The 19,685-nt window shown below is 39.0% G+C and carries 13 protein-coding genes; 9 read left to right on the top strand and 4 right to left on the bottom strand.

Annotated features, from left to right (window positions below):
* The first annotated feature begins 3 nt into the window (after positions 1-3).
* From SAE01_RS18525 to SAE01_RS18505, 5 genes are all read left to right on the top strand, one after another.
* Positions 4-633 (top strand): response regulator, encoded by a 630-nt coding sequence (locus SAE01_RS18525; RefSeq protein ID WP_147205292.1) that lies wholly within the window; start codon positions 4-6, stop codon positions 631-633.
* A 202-nt stretch (positions 634-835) separates the two neighbouring features.
* Positions 836-1,192: a response regulator gene (locus SAE01_RS18520; RefSeq protein WP_147205291.1), complete on the top strand. Its 357-nt coding sequence runs from the start codon at positions 836-838 to the stop codon at positions 1,190-1,192.
* A 323-nt stretch (positions 1,193-1,515) separates the two neighbouring features.
* Positions 1,516-2,688 (top strand): sensor histidine kinase, encoded by a 1,173-nt coding sequence (locus SAE01_RS18515; protein ID WP_147205290.1) that lies wholly within the window; start codon positions 1,516-1,518, stop codon positions 2,686-2,688.
* Complete coding sequence (locus tag SAE01_RS18510; RefSeq protein ID WP_147205289.1) at positions 2,678-3,127, top strand: response regulator; 450 nt, start codon at positions 2,678-2,680, stop codon at positions 3,125-3,127. Before SAE01_RS18515 ends, SAE01_RS18510 begins: the two co-directional genes overlap by 11 nt.
* Positions 3,128-3,139: 12 nt before the next feature.
* Positions 3,140-6,613, top strand: coding sequence for a response regulator (locus tag SAE01_RS18505; protein ID WP_147205288.1), 3,474 nt, complete (start codon positions 3,140-3,142; stop codon positions 6,611-6,613).
* A gap of 28 nt (positions 6,614-6,641) precedes the next feature.
* Here SAE01_RS18505 and SAE01_RS18500 read toward each other — a convergent pair whose 3' ends face one another.
* The 3 genes from SAE01_RS18500 to SAE01_RS18490 form a co-directional block, all read right to left on the bottom strand.
* A complete protein-coding gene (locus SAE01_RS18500) occupies positions 6,642-7,151 on the bottom strand; it encodes a response regulator (protein WP_147205287.1) in 510 nt (169 codons plus the stop codon).
* A gap of 335 nt (positions 7,152-7,486) precedes the next feature.
* A complete protein-coding gene (locus SAE01_RS18495) occupies positions 7,487-11,692 on the bottom strand; it encodes a hybrid sensor histidine kinase/response regulator (protein WP_147205286.1) in 4,206 nt (1,401 codons plus the stop codon).
* A gap of 527 nt (positions 11,693-12,219) precedes the next feature.
* Positions 12,220-13,434 carry an exo-beta-N-acetylmuramidase NamZ family protein gene (locus tag SAE01_RS18490; protein ID WP_147205285.1) on the bottom strand — a complete coding sequence of 405 codons (1,215 nt, stop codon included), beginning with the start codon at positions 13,432-13,434 and terminating at the stop codon, positions 12,220-12,222.
* Positions 13,435-13,680: 246 nt separating this feature from the next.
* On the opposite strand from SAE01_RS18490, the gene SAE01_RS18485 reads away from it, so the two are divergent.
* On the top strand, positions 13,681-14,154 hold the full coding sequence (locus tag SAE01_RS18485) for a VOC family protein (RefSeq protein WP_147205284.1): 474 nt from the start codon (positions 13,681-13,683) through the stop codon (positions 14,152-14,154).
* A gap of 324 nt (positions 14,155-14,478) precedes the next feature.
* On the opposite strand, the gene SAE01_RS18480 is transcribed toward SAE01_RS18485, so the two are convergent.
* Positions 14,479-16,914 (bottom strand): outer membrane beta-barrel family protein, encoded by a 2,436-nt coding sequence (locus SAE01_RS18480; RefSeq protein WP_147205283.1) that lies wholly within the window; start codon positions 16,912-16,914, stop codon positions 14,479-14,481.
* Between the two features lie 348 nt (positions 16,915-17,262).
* Between SAE01_RS18480 and SAE01_RS18475 the strand changes: the two genes are divergently transcribed.
* The 3 genes from SAE01_RS18475 to SAE01_RS18465 all read left to right on the top strand — a co-directional run bounded on the left by SAE01_RS18475 (position 17,263) and on the right by SAE01_RS18465 (position 19,422).
* On the top strand, positions 17,263-17,562 hold the full coding sequence (locus SAE01_RS18475; RefSeq protein ID WP_147205282.1) for a hypothetical protein: 300 nt from the start codon (positions 17,263-17,265) through the stop codon (positions 17,560-17,562).
* 155 nt (positions 17,563-17,717) lie between these two features.
* Positions 17,718-18,503 (top strand): class I SAM-dependent methyltransferase, encoded by a 786-nt coding sequence (locus SAE01_RS18470; RefSeq protein WP_147205281.1) that lies wholly within the window; start codon positions 17,718-17,720, stop codon positions 18,501-18,503.
* Between the two features lie 616 nt (positions 18,504-19,119).
* A complete protein-coding gene (locus SAE01_RS18465; protein WP_147205280.1) occupies positions 19,120-19,422 on the top strand; it encodes a hypothetical protein in 303 nt (100 codons plus the stop codon).
* Positions 19,423-19,685: the final 263 nt, after the last annotated feature.

Genomic DNA, 19,685 nt, shown 5'->3' with positions numbered 1-19,685 from the left:
TACATGAGGCGGATCTTAATTGCAGATGACCATGCAATCGTAAGGCGGGGACTGAAAGAAATTATTCTTGAAGCATTTCCTTCAGCGGAAATCACTGAAGTTGCGGATGCAGAAGACCTTATAAATAAAGTGGTTAAAGAAGTATGGGACATTGTTCTCTCAGATCTTTCAATGCCTGGTCGCAGCGGATTAGAAGCATTACAACAAATAAAGATACATGCCCCAAAACTACCGGTACTTATATTAAGTGTGTATCCTGAAGACCAATATGCCATCCGGGTATTAAAAGCAGGTGCTTCAGGATATTTGAATAAGGACATGGCACCTGAAGAATTAGTAAATGCAATCCACAAAGTTCTTTCAGGCAGAAAATATATTACTCCATCCATAGCTGAAAAACTTGCTACAAACATCGATTTGAATACACAGGGACCAGCGCACGCACGGCTGTCTGATCGCGAATTTGAAGTACTGAAACTATTGGCAGCAGGCAAATCAATATCAGATATCGCATCTTCATTATTTTTAAGTAGCACAACCGTAAGTACATACCGTGCAAGAATTCTTGCTAAAATGAATTTGAAGACAAACGCAGACCTCACACAATACTCGCTCGAAAATAACCTGATTTAAATGGCAGGTGTAGTAGTAATACTACGCCAATCTCCTTCCCTCCGCTACAAGAAATCAGGATGTTTCTGTATTTGCATCAAATATTAAAAATTTATCTTGCATGACCTTCGTAATTCGGAATTAACTTATTTAATACTCTAGGCTTAGCAGATACCTTTTTAAAAGATGAAAAGCTGCCTGTATTAGGTATATATACTTAAAAATGGATATTCTTATCGTAGATGATTCAAAATTAATTGTCTCTAAAATAACTGAGCTTCTTGACGACCTAGAGATGGCAACCTCACTTAAAAGTTGTGGCACCTACGCGCATGCTGTTTGCTTGATTGACTCGTCCAGACCATTTGTAGCATTGCTTGATATTAATTTGCCTGATAAGAGCGGTATAGAGTTATTGCAGCATGTAAAGATGTATTCTCCTGAAACTACTGTAATCATGTTTACTAATCAAAGCAGTGATTACTATAAGAAATTGTGTTTCAAAATGGGGGCTGACCACTTTTTAGATAAGTCTAAAGACTTTGACAATATTCGTCACATCCTAGCCTCCTTATCATAACAGTTTACGGGATAAAAACATGTCAGGCAAGGGGTGTAGTTATCTCTTATCAATAAATCATTTTTTGCGGACTAAATTTTAAAAGACGACTTGAAGGAAGAAAGTCCTTTTTTAATCACAAATCTTTCTTCGATTAAAACGATTTCCGTTTAATGTTTTCCTCAGCTTTTTAATTTTTTTTAAACCTTTTGTAGAATAACGCTTACACAAGGAATAGATGTTACTCTATTTTAGATACTTCTGAAACTTGGTTTCTTTGTGTCATATTCAAAAGAGGCCTGAAAAGTTCCTGTTGATTTTATCATTATAAAAATATTGCTGCTTTGCTGTTACAAAAGTCCACTGGTTCGATAAACAAAAAAGCAGAATTAATAGACGAGGATTTATATCGATTGCTGTTAGAGTTTAAAGACTACTCAATTATCATGATTAGTTCTGAGGGGAAAGTGCTGACATGGAATTTGGGAGCGCAATACTTATATGGATATAATTCAGACGAAATTGTAGGACAGTCTGTGGAATTGCTTCATGGGGAGGTGGAATTAGCAGAGAAGGCAGCAAAGTACTTACAAGTAGCCGGGGAAGTAGGAAGAGTAGAATATGAAACATGGAAACTAAAAAAAGACAGATCCAGATTTTATGCTCATATCATCATTACAACTCTCTATAACGACGACCAATCTATTAAAGGCTTTGGAAAAGTTACACGTGATCTAACAGTGTATAAAACATTGGAAGAAGAAAATGCTGTATTGAAGGAAAACCTGGAAGACAAAGTCAGGCAGCGCACCAACGAACTTGAGATTGTAAATAAAGAATTGGAGGCTTTTTCCTATTCGGTGTCTCATGACCTTCGAACACCTTTACGGGCAGTTAGCGGATACTCAATGATGCTAAAGGAAGACTACGAAAATCAACTGGATTCGGAGGCGAATCGCATCATCAATAATATTGTTGATAATACAAAAATGATGGGGCAGTTGATAGACGATTTGCTAACTTTTTCAAAAATGGCAAGGCTTGAAGCAGCAAATGGTTTTATTGATATGAAGCGTCTGGTAGACCAATGCATGACCGAGCTTTTGCAGGGTGACGCTCAACCAAAATTTTGTATTAATATTCTGGATCTACCGGCCAGCAACGGCGATGTTAAAATGGTGAAACAGGTGTGGCAAAATCTTCTGACAAATGCTATTAAATACTCAGCAAAAAAGGAAAAACCAAATATTGAGGTCGGCGCGTTAGACGATCACAAAAATCACATTTACTATGTGAAAGACAATGGGGCGGGTTTTGATATGAAATACGCCAACAAACTTTTTGGCGTATTTCAGCGCCTTCATAGGCAGGACGAATTTGAGGGAACGGGCCTGGGATTGGCACTGGCAAAAAGAATAATTACTAAGCACGGCGGAGAGATCTGGGCGGAAGCAAAAAAAGATCATGGTGCCACATTTTACTTCAGCATTCCTAAAAACTACAACAATGGACAGTAAGTATAACGAGGTAGAGATATTATTGGTAGAAGATAATATGAGTGACGCAGAGCTAGTAACCCGCGCACTCCGAAAAGTAAATCTTGCCAATAACCTGGTACATGTGAAGGACGGGGAAGAAGCACTCGAATTTATTTTTGCCGAAGGCAGATATGCGGAAAGGAAAATAAAAAATGTACCTCGCTTGATTCTGCTAGACATCAAAATGCCCAAAGTGGATGGAATTGAGGTGCTGAGGCAAATAAAATCGCATGAGGCTACGAAGACCATTCCTGTTGTTATAATGACTTCTTCCAAAGAAGAATTGGACATTATAAAAAGCTACCAATTAGGAGTCAACAGCTACGTGGTAAAACCTGTTGATTTTAATAATTTTTCAAAAGCCGTAAGCGAGCTGGGTTTGTATTGGGTGCTTATCAATCAGCCTCCCTTTGCATAATAGAAGAAAAAAATGAAGGATCGATTTAAAATATTACATCTTGAAGACGTTGCTTCAGATGCAGAGCTTGTAGCAAGGACTTTAAGACGTCACAATTTTCTTTTTGATTTTCTCGTCATAGATACTGAACAGGAATTTATAGCTGCTTTAGATCATTTTTCGCCTGATGTTATCTTGTGCGACCATTCTCTGCCAGCCTTTAACTCGTTTGCAGCATTGAAGATCATTAAAGACCGAAGACTGAATATCCCTTTTATCGTTATCACTGCTACTATGAGCGAAGATGTCGCCATGACTGTGGTAAGAGAAGGTGCTGATGACTATGTACTTAAAGACAGGCTAAACCGTCTTCCTTTTGTAGTTAGCAACGCAATTGACAAGTACCGATTTGAAAAAGACCGCAAAAGACTAATAGACGACGCTCACCAAAAAGAAGCCTTAGCAAAGAGCAAGCTTCAAAATTTATCTGATAAATTACTGCTTGCAACCCAGGCAGCCGGCATTGGCATTTGGGAATATGAAATAGAACAAAACAAATTTATAGCGGACGATTTGCTCTTATCCTTATATGGCACGAGCACGGTTGACATTGACATTACCCTTGAAATCTGGTTGGGCTTTCTCCATCCTAAAGATAAAGAAAGAGTTGTGCAGGAGTTTAGTATGGCTTTACAACAAAGCGCACAATTCGCATCCGAATATCGCATTATTTGGAACGATGGTTCCGTTCATTTCATCAAATCTGTTGCACATATACAGTACGACGAAGCAGGAAGACCTATACGTTTAATTGGAACAAACCAGGACATCACAGCTAGTAAGCTGGCAGAAATTGCCATTAAGGAAAGCGAAGAAAGATATCGTGCATTTTTCGAAAATAGCATGGATGGCATTTTAATCACTGTAACAGATGGGCACGTTACAAGCGCTAATCCTGCAGCATGCGCCATGTTCCAGATGACGGAAGCAGAAATCTGTAAAGCAGGAAGATTCGGTTTGGTCGATACCACAGACGAAAGATTACCGGCAGGGTTAGAACAACGTGAACTTGAAGGCAAGGTAAAAGGGGTAATTAACTTTTTACGCAAAGATGGGAGTCGCTTTCCTGGCGAAATAACCAGTTCTGTTTACGGAACAGACGACGGGGAAAAAAGAACTTCCATGATTATTCGGGATGTTACAGAACGCAAAAAGGCTGATGAGCAAATTCTTAATACATCGCTGGAGCTTAAAAGAGCGCTTACGGATGTAGAAAAGATTATGGATTCGTCGCTTGACATTATCTGCTCTATTGATAACACAGGCCGGTTTGTAACCGTTAGCTCAGCAGCTAATTCTATTTGGGGCTACGAGCCCTGCGAACTGAAGGGCGCATTGTACATGGACCTCGTCTATCCTGCTGACGAAAAAATTACCCTTCAAGCAGCAAGGGATATTGTGCAGGGAAATGCTGTAACCATGTTCGAAAATAGATGCGTTAAAAAAGACGGCAGTATTGTGCCCATGCTCTGGTCGGCAAGATGGGATGATGATGAAAAGACGATGTACTGTATTGCGAAAGATGGTACCGAGAAAAAAAGAATGGAGGCTGCCTATGACAGCGAGCAACAACGGCTGCAGGAGTTATTTCTGCATGCACCCGCAAGTGTAGGTGTTTTTAAAGGCAGTGAGCATGTGTTTGAAATGGCAAATGAACCCTACCTGCAGTTAACAGGTAGGAAAGATATTATTGGAAAGACCGTACTCGAAGTATTTCCGGAGATGGAAAATCAGGGTTTATTGCAACTACTGGACGAGGTGTTTACTTCTGGGGTGCCGTTTACTGCCAATGAACGATTGGTGCAGGTTGACATAAATAATGATCGTAAGTTAGAAAACAAATATTTAAATTTTGTTTACCACCCTTACCGAAACAGTAAAAATTTAATAGAAGGAGTTTTCTTTTTCGCTGTAGATGTTACAGAACAGGTTGAGGCAAGAAAAAGGATAGAAGAAAGTGAAAAACGTGTCCGGCAGCTGATTGAGAACTTGCCCGAAGCAGTTTACACGTGTGACGCCGAAGGTAAAATAGAGCTGTATAACAATGCTGCCGTGAAGCTGTGGGGTAGAGAACCTGTTATCGGCAAAGATTACTGGTCTGGTGCCTATAAAACCTACTATATTAATGGCTCGCCGATCTTGCCTGAGGAAGGTCCCATGGCTTCAACCCTTAAAAATGGAAAAGGAAACTTTGAATTTGAAGTTATCATTGAACACCCTAATGGTGAAAAACGTTTTGCACGCGCCAACCCTATTCCACTTTTCGACAACGACAAAAAATTAGTCGGCGCGGTAAACATGATTGTAGACATAACGCATTTAAAGCTTGTCGAGGAAAAATTAAGGACAAGTAATGAAAGATACCAGATAGTTACAAAGGCAACAAATGACGGAATATGGGATTGGAACTTGCTGACTAACGAAATGTATTGGAATAAGAGTTATGAAAGAATTTTTGGTTACAAGAATGTTAACCAGAATTTGGATGCAGAACAGTGGTTCGATAAAATACATATTGAAGATCGGGAAAGAGTAAAGAATGGCTTTTCTAATGTTATTAATAACGGTGGGATGCTATGGGAAGATGAATACCGGTATCTGAAAGCTGACGGTGAGATCGCTATTGTATACGACCGAGGCTACCTTATTTATAATGATGTGGGTAAGGCAACACGTTTTGTTGGGGCTATGGAAGATATTACTCAGCGAAAGAAAATAGAAAATGAAAGGGAATATTTGATTGAGCATTTAGTTAAGAGTAACAATGACCTTAAACAGTTCACTTACATTACTTCTCATAATTTCAGGGCGCCCTTGTCTAACCTTATTGGCTTGTTAAGCCTGATTGATAGAAGTACTTTAACCGAAAACAACAGGGAAATTGTTAAGATGTTTGAGGTGTCTACCAATCAGTTAAATAAAACAATTAATGATCTTGTGCAGATTTTGATCATAAAAAATAACCTCAACGTAAATATTGTCAATAATAACATTACCAATGTATTGAATGACGTGTGCAGTTCTTTAGGTTACGAGATTGCAGAGATTGATTGCACAATTAACAGGAATATTCTTGTGGAAAACATTGTTTTAAACAAATCTTATCTGGAAAGTATTTTAATAAACCTTTTGTCTAATTCAATAAAGTATCGTTCACCTGCAAGGAAACTTGTGATTGATATATCAACCACAAAAAAGGCTACGGGAGAAGTTGTTCTTGTGATTAAAGACAACGGCAGCGGTATTAACATGAAGCGCCATAAAGAGCAGATATTTGGGTTATATCAGCGCTTTCACGCTGGCAAAGAAGGAGTTGGTTTGGGACTATATATGGTGAAGACCCAAATCATGGCACTTGGAGGAAAAATTGAAGTACAAAGCGAAGAGGATAAGGGAACCGAATTCTACATCACTTTCAAATCAAATGATTCACTACTCCTATGCTAGATACTTTGGCTAGAATTAGTGATTACTATTAAGCAACCAATTTGTTTTGAAATTTATTATTACGTGTTTTCTGATAGTTCATCACAAACTTATCCCGCGAAGGTTGCACATTTAACTTGAAGTGTTTATTCTGAAACAAGTCCCTTAACTGAAGCTGAATAAGTGAGAACTCTGTAGGTTTGACGAGATAAAAATTCGCACCAAGATCAAAACAAGTGTCAATTTCTTTTTTTTGACTACTCCCTGAATACATTACTACTCTTGTTTCCATAAAAGCTGGATTACTTCTGATCTCCTTCAAACATGCTATACCGTTCTTATAAGGCATACTAATATCTAAGAAAATAACATCCGGGCTTATTTGGGTTTGGATCATCGAAGAAAACATGACCCCATTAGAAGTATGTAGTATTTGAATGGGGCGGCCTATTGACGTCACAGCGTTATTGAAAATATAAAAATCGTCTTCATCATCTTCAGCAAGAAGTATGTTGTATATTTTTTCTGAATCCCGTTCTGTTGAATGGACATTTCTCATAGTATAAAGGATATTGAACTAAAATTATAAAAACCTATACAATTGTCTGATCTAGCTGGTTGAAAGTATAGCTGTAAAAGACATTCCTGCTTTGTGATTCAGGTTCTGCTGCTGGACACAGTGTACAACCTGCCCAAGTATAATGACTAGTCGCATAGGAGGTTATCTTTCTACGAAGGTTTTTCATAGGGAAAACGTAAATTCAAATTATTGTATCTATATTCTTCTGGATTGGATGTTCAGGTAAATCAAAAGAGCAATCTGGTTTTAGACTTGTATCGAAGCTTAAGTATTGTTAGTGACTTTGTAAATTATCAATAATTGCAAATTCGACCTTAATTCATTCTAACCTTATTGCGTGCCTTACGCCCTGATTTTTCGAGCACTTGTACTACCTCTGAAATTTTTATAGGCTTACTCAGGTAATCGTCCATCCCGGCTTTGATACATAATTCCTTATCCCGATTCATGGCATTGGCTGTCATAGCAACTATAATGGGTTGATCATTCATATTTTTTCTTATAAACTCGCAGGTCTCCAACCCATCCATCTCAGGCATTTGCATGTCCATCAGGATTAGGTCGTATGTTTTACTATCCATTGCACTTAGCACTTCAAGACCATTGCTGGCGACATCTGCCTCGTAACCCATCTTAGCCAATACCTGTAACATCAACTTTTGATTTACTGCGTTGTCTTCCGCAATCAAAATACTCATTGGGTAGGCTTGGGCAATATTGGTTGAAAATAACGGCCGCGCGCCTTCTGGTTTTTCAAAAGGCTTGTGACTGTTTTGCTTCAACTGGTCGCAAACGTGTTTGTACAAGAGCGAATGCTTAGTAGGCTTATTTAGGATAACATTAAACAAATGGGAATACTTGCGGCTTTGCTCGTTTCCGGCAGAACTAAGTAATATGATATTTAGCTGCGGCCGAACTTTCCGGATAATTTCGGCTAACTCTACTCCATCCATCTCGGGCATTTGCATATCCGATATAACTAAATCAATCGACTTATTTCTTCCCAGGATGTCGAGGGCTTCCTGCCCAGACTCAGCAAGTACTGGAATAAAGTTCCACTGCTTCAACTGGTTTTCCATTATGTTCCTGTTGGTAAGATTATCATCCACCACTAAAATCTGCTTGTTAGCCATATTAGCCATACTAAGGTGCACATAGGTAGTTAGCCCACTAACTCCTATTTTAGATTGTATACTAAAACTAAAAGTCGTTCCTACCCCCGGTTCACTCATTACTTTAATATCGCCTCCCATCAGTTTTACCAGTTTTTCACTGATCGCTAGTCCAAGACCTGTTCCTCCATATCTTCTTGTAGTGCTCGAGTCTACCTGTGAGAATGCTTTAAATAGACGATGTATTTTATCTTTTGGAATGCCTATACCAGTGTCGCGTACGTCAAACACCAATTCAATATTTTCATTTTGCTGTTTGTTTACTTTAACGCCAATAACGATTTCCCCATGACTTGTAAACTTAATTGCATTGCCCACCAGGTTGATCAAAATTTGCCTTAACCTTACGGAGTCTCCAATAATTTTGGATGGCACGTTAGCATCTATTTGGTAAACCAGGTCAAGATTTAATACCCCGGCTCTTGCGGCAAACACATCGAGTACTCCTTCGATACAATCTTTGATATCAAAATCTTGTTCGTCTAATTCCAGGTTGCCGGACTCGATTTTAGAAAAATCAAGAATGTCATTGATAACTGTTAAAAGCGCGTCCCCGCAGGTTTTGATTGTTTCGGCATAGTCCTGTTGCTCGAGAGTTAAAGTGGTATTTGACAGTAAAGTCGACATTCCTATTACTCCATTCATCGGCGTGCGGATCTCGTGGCTCATAGTAGCTAGAAATACATCTTTTGCCTTATTGGCGTTTTCAGCTTCCTCGCGTGCGCGTTCAGCTTCTTCACGCGAATGGCGTTCAACAACAGTTAATTGGGCTAGTCTTTCCGTCCGTTCTTTCACCTGTAGTTCAAGCCGCTCTTTTTGAAATCTAATTTTCTGTAACCGAATCTTAAATACGCCGTAAACACTTCCAACAACTGTCAGCGCTACTAGTAATTTAAACCACCAGGTTAACCAAAAGGGAGGTACAATAGTAATTTCAAGCCCTGCATTTACAGGCGACCACAAACCTTCGTTGGTTCTATACTTCACTTTAAACCTATAATTTCCTGGCGAAAGATTGGTATAAGAGGCCGTATTTCTGCTGCCAACATAGTTCCAGTCTTTGTCGAAACCCTCCAGCATAAAAGCGTACTCCTTTTTGGTGGCAGTGGTAAAATCAAGTGCAGCAAATTCGAGAGAAATAACAGATTGATCATAAGAAAGGCGCACATCCTGGGTGTAAGAAATATCTTGTTTTAAAACGCCCGTGTTCTTACTATTTTCGGAAATTGGCAATGCTTTATTAAAAACATTGAAACCAGTAATGGCCAAAGGTGACCAGCGTTTGTCTTTGATTATTCTTTCCGGGTTAAAGGCGTTAAAGCCATTTAAACCTCCAAAGTAGAGCGTTCCATCATGACTTTTTAAAGCCGAGTGAGGTTTAAATTCGTCGGCTTGCAAACCATCCTCTATAGTATAATTTTGAAACCGGCGATTTTTTGAGTCAAACATGGTCAGTCCATTATTAGTACTGATCCACATGTTGCCACCGTTGTCTTCCTTTACAGCATAAATAATATCGCTGGGCAAACCGTCCTTCCTGGTAAAGACCGTAAACTGCCTGGTCTCGGGGTCAAACACATTCAAACCGGAATAAGTACTTAGCCATAACTTTCCATCTTCTGCTTCAAAAATGTTGGTGACGGTATTATTACTCAGGCTATTCTTTTTCTCATCATGTTGAAACCGGGTAAAGCTGTTTTTTTTTCTGTCCAGTAAATTCAGCCCTCCATCATACGTACCCACCCACAGATTACCGCGCCTGTCTTCTACGATCGAGTATACCCTGTCGCTGCTTAAGCTATTGACGTTTTTAGGATTAAATTTATAGTGAGTAAAATTGTTGCTAGTTGGGTTGTACACGTTTAATCCTGCATTGTAAGTGCCGATCCATGTCTTTTTATCTAGCGTATGTATGATCGAATACACATTATTGCCTGATAAGCTATTAGTGTCTTTTTCGTTATGAACAAAATGTTTGAAACGATTTGTTTTTTGATCTAAGACACTCAGCCCACCTCCCCATGTACCTATCCATAATTTGCGGTCCTGGTCCTGGTTTATCGAAAGCACAAAATTGCCCGAAAGTCCATTGTAGTTATTCTTGTCCTTGTAAGAAGTAAATGTTTCATTAACCGGATCAAATTTATTGAGACCTCCGCCATCGGTTCCGATCCAGATATTATGGTCGGCGTCCTCAAATAAATCAAGCACGAAATTATTTGACAAACTAAACGGCGAGGTATTATGAGTATAGTGAGAAAAGTTGGTTGTGCTTTTTTTGAAGAGATTGATGCCACCGCTAAAAGCACCTAGCCACATATTACCTGTCTTATCTCTTGAAATACCATAGATGGAATTAGCACTAAGGCTATTGTAATCGATGTCGTCGTGAGCATAATTTTCGAAAATGTCCGCTTCGCTATTACGAATACTAATACCTGCATTTTCTGCACCGACCCACAAATTTCCGCCGCCGTCCTCATTTATGCATAAGATATTATCACCTGCAATGCTGCCTTTTTTACTGTTATGCCTAAATGTGGTAAACGTTTTTTCCCTTTCATCAAACAGGTTAAGACCACTACCCTGCGTTCCTACCCAAAAGCGATGCTTACTGTCTTCGAACATTGCGCTAATACTATTCCCTGAGACAGTTTTAGGGTCGTTTTCCTTGTGGGAGAACTTTGTGACCCGACCAGTTTTTCTATCAATTAGATTTAAGCCACCTGTAGAAGTTCCGATCCAGAGATGCTTATGAGAGTCTTGAAAAAGACTCATAATATTATTGTCGCTAATAGTAGTAGGGTCACTATCAGAATGGATATAACGTTGAAACCGATTGGTTTTTAAATCCAGCTTATTTAGCCCGCCTTTTTGAGTGGCGATCCACAAATCGTCTTCTTCATCAAATAATAGTTTGTTTACGCTGTTACTCGAAATGCTGTTCGCATTCCGGCCATCATTCATATACCTCGTAAACCTGTGATGTTTAACATCGTACTTATTCACACCTCCGCCTTCTGTAGAAATCCAAATATTACCTGATTTATCTTCCTTTATATCCTGGATAAAATTATTACTGATCGTATTATCATCCTTTGAGTCATGTCGATAGATCGTGAACTTATATCCATCATATCGGTTCAGGCCATCTCTTGTACCAAACCACATAAACCCATAACTGTCCTGGAAGACACAGGTAATATTTATTTGCGAAATACCTGCTGATATGCCTATATGCTCAAACTTTAAGCTCTTGTTCTGAGCACTCGCAGCAAATGGAAGGGCAAGTATAGCTACTGCTATAAAGGTTTCGGCAAAGGTTTTACAAAAATTGAGATATTTCATTGGTAGCAATTAAAACGCTACTTATTCAACCTCATACGTAGAGTATTATTGTCGTATCGACATTAATACACCCGTTATAGTTATTCTTTTGTCCTTTATTACTTATTGTGGCCTATTTTATTAGTTATTGTTTGTTTTGCTACTCATCATGGTATAGAAATAAAATTAGGAGAATTAGCGGCTGGTTTGTTGATGGGCTCACTTTATCCAATCAAGACTTATTGTTCCCTTGTTGATTACAACTCTTGCAACTAACATCTATTACTGTGGCGTCTTGCTACTAGTAAAACTTCTATATGGCCCTGCTACAGGTATTATCTGCTATGACCCTCGTTTACTTGTTGTTTATTTTGCTACAGAAAATGGGCAAGGATGAAAAACTGTAGTGAGGTTTTTTTCCTTGAAATGAAATGAAGAGAAACAAAAGTCTCATTCTAGCTTTGAAGCATTTTACAATACTTTTATTAAAAAGGGAATAAGACTAAGTTCAGGAACCAACATGTTAGGTTACATTTCTCATTCTTCAGTTAGGGGTAAAGCAGATATTTTTTTCGCATCACTTTATATTCACTTAAGCCAGGCTCCCAACTTTTTCGGATTTCTTTTTCTGATTTGCCATCAATAATTTGTTGCCTGAACAAAGCAGATCCTACAAGTCTTTCAATCACGCCCATTTCCTTGCTTAACTTGGAGTCGAAAAATTTTTCTTTGTAAGGAGAAGCGGAGTACAATTCCATCATCCATTCCAAATTAATCTGCTTCTTTTTTCTCAAGAGGTCTACATCATACTTGCGCAAGTCAAGGCCATAACATACCTCGTTCATGAAGAGCGGCGTTTCTGCCATTCCCTTAATGCTTGTTGGGGTGAAGCTGAATGTATACTTGCCTTTTAGCTCAGGGCTGCCTATTACGGTAAATGGAAAATAAGTACCTCGACCATGATTGAGGTAAGTGCCTTCAAATAAACAAGTAGAAGGATACAACATCACCGCTTGTTGTGTATTTAAATTAGGGGACGGGCTTACAGGTAAATCGTACGACATGTCATGATTGTAATTCGCCACTTTAATAATTCTTAGATTACATTTTACTTTGTTTGTCAGCCATCCTTCGCCATTCGCCATTTGTGCAAATTCACCAACAGTTAATCCATGCGACATAGGTATAGGAAACATACCAATGCCTGATTTAAATTTCATATCGAGTATTGGTCCATCAACTAGATACCCATTTGGATTTGGCCTGTCAAGAATAAGGAGTTCTTTACCGTTTTCATAACAGGCCTCCATTAAACGAGAGAGCGCATTGATGTTAGTATAAAACCGGCACCCCACATCCTGTAGATCGTAAATGATTATGTCAACATCAGAAAGATCTTCTTTTGTGGGTTTATTTTTTTTGCCGTACAGGGAGACTACAGGTATTCCAGTAGAAACATCAATTTCATCAGCAACAGCAGTACCCGCGCTTGCATTGCCGCGAAAACCGTGTTCGGGACCGAAGACTTTTACGATATTAACTCCAAGGGTTTTGAGGCTGTCCACCAAATGCCTCCTTCCAATAATTGTTGTGAGGTTAGCAAGAATAGCAACCCTTTTCCCCTTTAGGTAAGGCACATATTTATCAGTTTGTTCAGCACCTGTTTTTAACTGACTTTTCTCAGCAACTGCATGTGTGGTTGGTGAATAATTACGGGCAAGACAAAGGCCCGACAGAATAAGAAGGGTGAAAAAAATTTTCATTGTTATAATTTTTAATATTCACCAGTCTCGCGACTAGTAAAAGTTTATCCTCTTTCAAATGTCGTTAAGGAATTTTATCAGTGTCAATTTTTTTATCGTTCAACAATACTAGTGACTAGACACTAATTTAACACTATCTCTTATTTTAAGAGTCGATAAGCAGAGGGCATTTTGCTTTAAGGTTTATCGGATTAATTGCTAAATTTATAAACGGCACATAAAGATCAATACTTAAAAAAGGTAGCTATGCAAAAGAACACGATCTGTTTGTGGTACAATAACGACGCAGTCGAGGCAGCTCACTTTTATGCAAACACATTTCCGGACAGTTCGGTCGGAAAGGTATTTCAAGCGCCTTCAGACTTTCCGGGAGGCAAGGCAGGCGACGTGCTTACAGTAGAGTTCACTGTCTGCGGAGTACCATGTATAGGACTTGATGGTGGCGATGTGTTTAAACACAGTGAGGCGTTCTCCTTCCAAATTGCTACAGATGACCAAGCTGAAACTGACCTGTATTGGAATGCGATTATTGATAACGGAGGCACAGCTAGTGAGTGTGGCTGGTGCAAAGACAAATGGGGACTCTCGTGGCAAATCACTCCCCGTGTTTTGACTGATGCAATGGCGAGGGGCGGTGATATAGCAAAACGGGCATTTGAAGCAATGATGACAATGAAGAAAATTGACGTTGCAAAAATAAAAGCTGCAATTGAGCAGTGAAGCCCTCAGTCTTCGTAGGCTTTCCGTGCGTTCCGTTTGTTGGTAGCTACGCGGTTAAATAAGAAGGGGGATTGAATCTGGTATGTAGAAGACCTGTACTTAAAATTATTGCAACTCCTACCCCCTTTGTCCTGCTGAAACTTCTAAAAAGGTACGTGGGTAGGCTAAGGCATCATGACTTAGCTGGTGAAGTGAGTACACAAGTAGAAATGTGCGACGCAAGGAAGCCAAATAGATGTTTATGGCTTAGCTCAAAAGAAAGATACAAACTGGACAAAAGCTTTAGATCCGTGTTTGCCCATCAAACCCTTCGATTAACGAAACTTAGTTTCCACTACCCGCGCGGTTAATTTCATCTGTAGCTCCACCTTCAGATCGTTTTACTGCTTTCATGGTCTTACCAAACCTCCAGCTAAAATTAACTCGCGCTACCCTTGAATCCCATTGTATTTTAAAGGGTTCATATGAATTTTGAAACGTAGAATAGCCGGAATAATTCTGGAAATAAGTAATATCACGAATACTTAGTTTTAGCGAACCTTTCCCTTTCAACACGACCTTGGAAACACCTAGGTTCAATTCACCTTGCGGCTCCAGCCATTCCTGTAAGTCTATCTGGCTTTTTGTTTGGTAGTAACCACTAATTTCGGCACCCCAGCCTTTTTTAAACTGAAACTGGTTATTCAAGCTCACATTAAGCTGACTTATCTTAACAGTGATGGGAGCCCATACAACACCTTTTATAGTTTTGTGATTGAACACTGCCGCTGCAGTAACGTTCCACCATTTGTTTAGCGGAACCTGGTAAGTTTCACTTATCCCAATATTTTGAAAAGAACCTACGTTTCCCCTTGTGTAAATAATGATGTTCTTGTTAACATTCCTGCTGCTTGAGTCAATAATAAATACCTGTGAAAAATAGTCGCGAAGGTAGCCATATGATAGCTCAGTGGTAAGCATTTGCTTATATGTATGAGCCAAAGCAAAATTCCACGTGTACTGTGGTTTTATAAAAGGATTGCCCCCTTCGTAAGTATACTTGTTTAATGTTCTTAGAAAAGGATTCAGAAACTGAAATGGGGGCCTATCGATTCTTCTGCCTGTTCGAAACGTTATCATATTATTGCTATCAGCAGCGTATGAAACAAAAGCCGTGGGAAAGACGCTGCCATAGTTTTTATTAAAAGCAGAATCCTTTACTACCGCGTTGCCCAATTGATTTGCTTTATAAGATGTAAACTCATATCTCAATCCCGTTTGCCAATGCCATTTCCCTTTTTCAGCATCTACACTTGCATAGACCGCACTAATCTTTTCATTATATAAGAAATGGTTGCTGCGGCTTAGGTCCTGCAACCAATTGTTGTTATCAAGATAATAGTATTCAGCAAGGTTGTCCGTTTTATTGATCGCTGTTTTCAAGCCTGTTTCCAGGAGTAACTTTTTGAAACGTTTAGAGTAATCAACCTTTAGTGTCGTTATATCAAGCATTGATGGTGTATTGCCCTTTGTAGCTAATACACCGCTACCGGGTACCAATAACTGCGTTTGATAATTTTGATCATTGGCTATGTTGAACTTCACATAATCTATGTCAAAACTAAATTCACTGTTTTTATCTATTTGATGCCTGCCGCTCAGATTTACACCCCCTCTTTTAAACTCTGTATTGTTTTCGCCTAAAGTATTGATTGTAGAGTCAACCTGATGTTTGGGATTCATCCAATTAATCGCGCTACGAAAATTTCCCTGCCGGTCAAAAATATTGCCGGTAAATACAAGACTTACGGTGGTGCTATTGCTAACAAAAAAATCGAGGCCCGTTTTAAAATTCTGGCCTGACGCTTTGTTTTTTCCAAAATTCGGTTGCTCAAGCAACGCCGAATCCTGGCGTTGCTTATTAAAATAAGTTCGGAGTGTCCAAATGTTTTGAAATTCAGTATTAGCACGAACGCTATAATTCATAAACCAGTTCATTTTTCCCTCGCGATAATTCAGGTTAAGCGTATTACCTGTTTTCGCATAAACACCCTGCCCATAGCTTACATTCAACGACCCATTAAAACCCCTCTGTTTGTTTGCCTTAGTTTTTATGTTGATGATACCAGCGTTACCAGACGCATCATATTTAGCACCTGGATTTTCGATTAGCTCTACAACATCTACCTGTGAAGCACTCATGCCTGAAAGATACGCTTGCAGCTCAGCTCCACTCAGTTGTGTAGGTTTGCCATCAATAAATACTGTAACTGCAGGCTTTCCTTTCATTATTAGCGAGCCATCTTTTCCAACAGTTATACCAGGCGATTTTTCAAGGATATCCATAACAGTTGCGCCGGCATTAGTAATGTTGGCTTCAGGGTTTATAACTGTTTTATCAGGCAGAAATTGAACGAAGGCTTTTTTAGCAATAACCGTTACATCTTTAAGTAACCCTGTTTTGGTTTTTAGAATAATTGTATCAGTAGCAGAGTCATTTTTTTCAAGGTCGAGCAATTTACTGAAGCCCTCTTCGTGGCCTAGTTCACTTGCTTTAACCAGATATTTTCCCGCATTAATTTCTGTAAATTGAATTGTGCCGGCGACATTTGCTGCAGCTGTACGAATGTTTACAGAATCCGCCGTTAAAAGGTATAAAGTAGAACCTGGTAGGGCAACTTTTTTGTCATTAAGCACTGTAACGCGAATGGATCGATTAACCTGCGCGTATACGCTGCTATAAAAACACATTAAAAGAAAGGGCAAAATCGATTTCGGCATATAAGAAGCAAATTTGAACGAAAATATTTAAGGCGCGGAAGTTAAGCCGCCTTTTTACTTAAGCGGCAATAATCTTATTTGAGGTTGGGCGTTTGCAGCCTCTTTTTCACAACTAGCTAAGCGAAACTATTTCTACCTGTACACTGTTTGATTTTACTTGTAGCTACTTAAGCTTATTTGACTACCGGTTAAAAAAAGTGCTGCCCCAATAGTAGTTAACGACTTAAGCAACATAAATCGCTAACTGCTCTAAGATGACACAAGACGGGAACTGCAGAATGTTGCCAACAAACGTTATATTACGTATATTGTAACAGCTTGAATATTCTTAACTAATAAATGAATTTTATGAAAAAGTATTTAGTTGTGCTCTCCCTGCTTTTTGTTACAATTGCCTATGCGGCCGATAAAGGCACCTGGACCGGCTATATCAGTGATGCTCATTGCGGGGCTAAAGAAGATCTTTCTACCCATGCAGCTTGTGCCCAAAAATGCGTTAAAGGTGGTGAGGCGCCGGTGTTTGTAGTAGGCGAAAAAGTTTATGCAATCAGCAACCCTAAGGAAGTAGCGAAGTTTATAGGCGACAAAGTGAAGATCACAGGTACAATTACCGACAATTCTATCAGCATCGATAAGATCAGCAAATAATTTTGACTTCTCTCTCTACCGAGCGCCGTTTCTTTAAACGTTGCTCTTTTTTTACCCTATCACCTGTTTCTCGTTTCGTGCTTTCTTGTAGAGAGCCTACGATTTATTGCTATTACCTCCGAACTACCAATATGTTCGATTAACTCGGAAACATTATGCCACAAAATTATCCTGCTACCTCTCTTTCTGACAATTTTTTGCTTACAGGTGGTATCTATCACTCCCAAAATCAAGCTTACAATGATTGGTTCGAAAAGCAATATAGCAGAAACGAGGAGCCGTGGAACTATAGTCACAGAGGGGGAGAAATATTTCGGCATAAATTTACTATTCAACAACTACGAGAATTTTGCCCCCACCCATGTGCCTTATTGGAGCTAGGTTGTGGATCAGGATTAATGACGGCTAAGCTCGCCTCCTTTACCAGTAAACTTTATGCTGCTGATGTTTCACTTAGTGCTGTAAAAGCTTGCAAGCAAAAATGTGATCCTGTTGCACGAAAGCACAACTGTGAAATTGAGTATTACGTTACTACTACTCCCGGACTTCCTTTTAATGATGGTAGCTTTGATACGGTTACACTCTGTGACGGCCTTCTCGGCTGGTGGTTTACGGAGGAACAAAAGCAGGCAGCCCTAAAAGATACTTATAGGGCATTGCAAAAGGGAGGATACATTATTCTTACAGACTACACTACTGCAGACCATTTTGCTGACTACATAAAATTAGTTAACCAAAGCGCTTTCAAAATAGTGAAAATTACGTATTTGCATGATCGGCCCTGGTACTTGCTGGAGTCTCTCGCTAAAAAGCTGCCTTTTAAATCCCTCCTTAAGCCTATCGTAGCTAGTCCTCACTTAGCAAAACTCCTTCATTATTCAGGAAGAATTATTGGACCTACTTCTTCTAGACATATCATTATTGTAGCTCGCAAGGAATAATATGTACCGTTTTCCTGATAAGACTGTAATGCTGATTGTCTTTTGGTAAAGTTTATATTTCAACTTTTACCTTTACTACTTGCATTTGAACTCTGTCGTATCAGTAGTTTTAACAATGTCGATTGTAGACTTGATTAGTCCTTACCTGCGTGTTAGAATTAATTTGATTGGGGAACAGCTAAAACCTTTTTTGACACGAAATCATAACTAGCAGAGGCGGTTGATGTAAACTTAATAAAAATAAATAAGGATTACATTTCTGTAATCCTTATTTAAGAGGTCCCGAGCGGATTCTCCCCACTCTCCTAACCTATTGAAAAAGAATTACTTCTACTTTTTTACTCGATTATTTACTCGATCAAATTCAAAGTGCTACAACAGTTTATCTAACTTGATAAAGGTTTACCGTGGAACAAAGTTATTACTTAGTTTGACGGAGAAAAAAATAATATGCAAATTGGGTTAACCAAACTGCTGTTTACATTAATCGTCCGACCCGAAAACTCTGAATTTGGAGTGTGGGGTTAGCAGAGCTATAAATATTTGAAAATGGATATTTAAGTAAAAGGTATATTAAAGTAAAGGTGTAAGAAGATTTGTAAAAGGTGATGATGGAATGATAGCTAAATTAATGGGCAGGCTATATGGAAGCGATGATTTATTTCCTGATAGAATGCCTAATAGTTGCCATCCATTTCAATCAATAAACTTTATTACCATTCACGATGGTTTTTCATTGTATGATCTTGTTGCTTACAACACAAAACATAATAAAGCGAACGGCCATGACAATACCTATGGATCGGATAGTAACTTCAGCTGGAACTGCGGTGTTGAAGGCGACGACAACGTGCCTGAAAATGTAATGAAGCTCCGTAAAAGCAAGCTAAAATTTTGCAACCATCCTTTTGCTTTCTAACGGCGTCCCTATGTTTAGAATGGGTGATAAATTCTTAGCAACCCAATTTGGAAACAATAATGCTTATAACCAGGATAATGAAATTAGTTGGCTTGACTGGAAAAGGAAAGATAACTTTCTGGACGTTTTCAGGTTTTTTAAAATGATCATAGATTTTAGAAAGAAACATCCATCTGTCGCCACACATTCTTGAAAGAAGATGTACAATGGTTTGGTACCTACTTTGAGAAGTATCCGCTCAGCCGATTGTCCGCAAAATCGTA

Origin of the sequence: Segetibacter aerophilus (assembly GCF_007991655.1) — a bacterium.
GTDB lineage: Bacteria > Bacteroidota > Bacteroidia > Chitinophagales > Chitinophagaceae > Segetibacter > Segetibacter aerophilus.
Note: the sequence above shows the minus strand (reverse complement) of the source record. Positions and strands in the feature narration are given on the sequence as shown.

What these genes read in the sequence shown, in the direction of transcription:
- SAE01_RS18525 (WP_147205292.1), top strand. Translation starts at nt 4, where the DNA reads ATGAGGCGGATCTTAATTGCAGATGACCATGCAATCGTAAGGCGGGGA.
- SAE01_RS18520 (WP_147205291.1), top strand. Translation starts at nt 836, where the DNA reads ATGGATATTCTTATCGTAGATGATTCAAAATTAATTGTCTCTAAAATA.
- SAE01_RS18510 (WP_147205289.1), top strand. Translation starts at nt 2,678, where the DNA reads ATGGACAGTAAGTATAACGAGGTAGAGATATTATTGGTAGAAGATAAT.
- SAE01_RS18505 (WP_147205288.1), top strand. Translation starts at nt 3,140, where the DNA reads ATGAAGGATCGATTTAAAATATTACATCTTGAAGACGTTGCTTCAGAT.
- SAE01_RS18500 (WP_147205287.1), bottom strand. Translation starts at nt 7,151, where the DNA reads ATGAGAAATGTCCATTCAACAGAACGGGATTCAGAAAAAATATACAAC.
- SAE01_RS18495 (WP_147205286.1), bottom strand. Translation starts at nt 11,692, where the DNA reads ATGAAATATCTCAATTTTTGTAAAACCTTTGCCGAAACCTTTATAGCA.
- SAE01_RS18490 (WP_147205285.1), bottom strand. Translation starts at nt 13,434, where the DNA reads ATGAAAATTTTTTTCACCCTTCTTATTCTGTCGGGCCTTTGTCTTGCC.
- SAE01_RS18485 (WP_147205284.1), top strand. Translation starts at nt 13,681, where the DNA reads ATGCAAAAGAACACGATCTGTTTGTGGTACAATAACGACGCAGTCGAG.
- SAE01_RS18480 (WP_147205283.1), bottom strand. Translation starts at nt 16,914, where the DNA reads ATGCCGAAATCGATTTTGCCCTTTCTTTTAATGTGTTTTTATAGCAGC.
- SAE01_RS18475 (WP_147205282.1), top strand. Translation starts at nt 17,263, where the DNA reads ATGAAAAAGTATTTAGTTGTGCTCTCCCTGCTTTTTGTTACAATTGCC.
- SAE01_RS18470 (WP_147205281.1), top strand. Translation starts at nt 17,718, where the DNA reads ATGCCACAAAATTATCCTGCTACCTCTCTTTCTGACAATTTTTTGCTT.
- SAE01_RS18465 (WP_147205280.1), top strand. Translation starts at nt 19,120, where the DNA reads ATGATAGCTAAATTAATGGGCAGGCTATATGGAAGCGATGATTTATTT.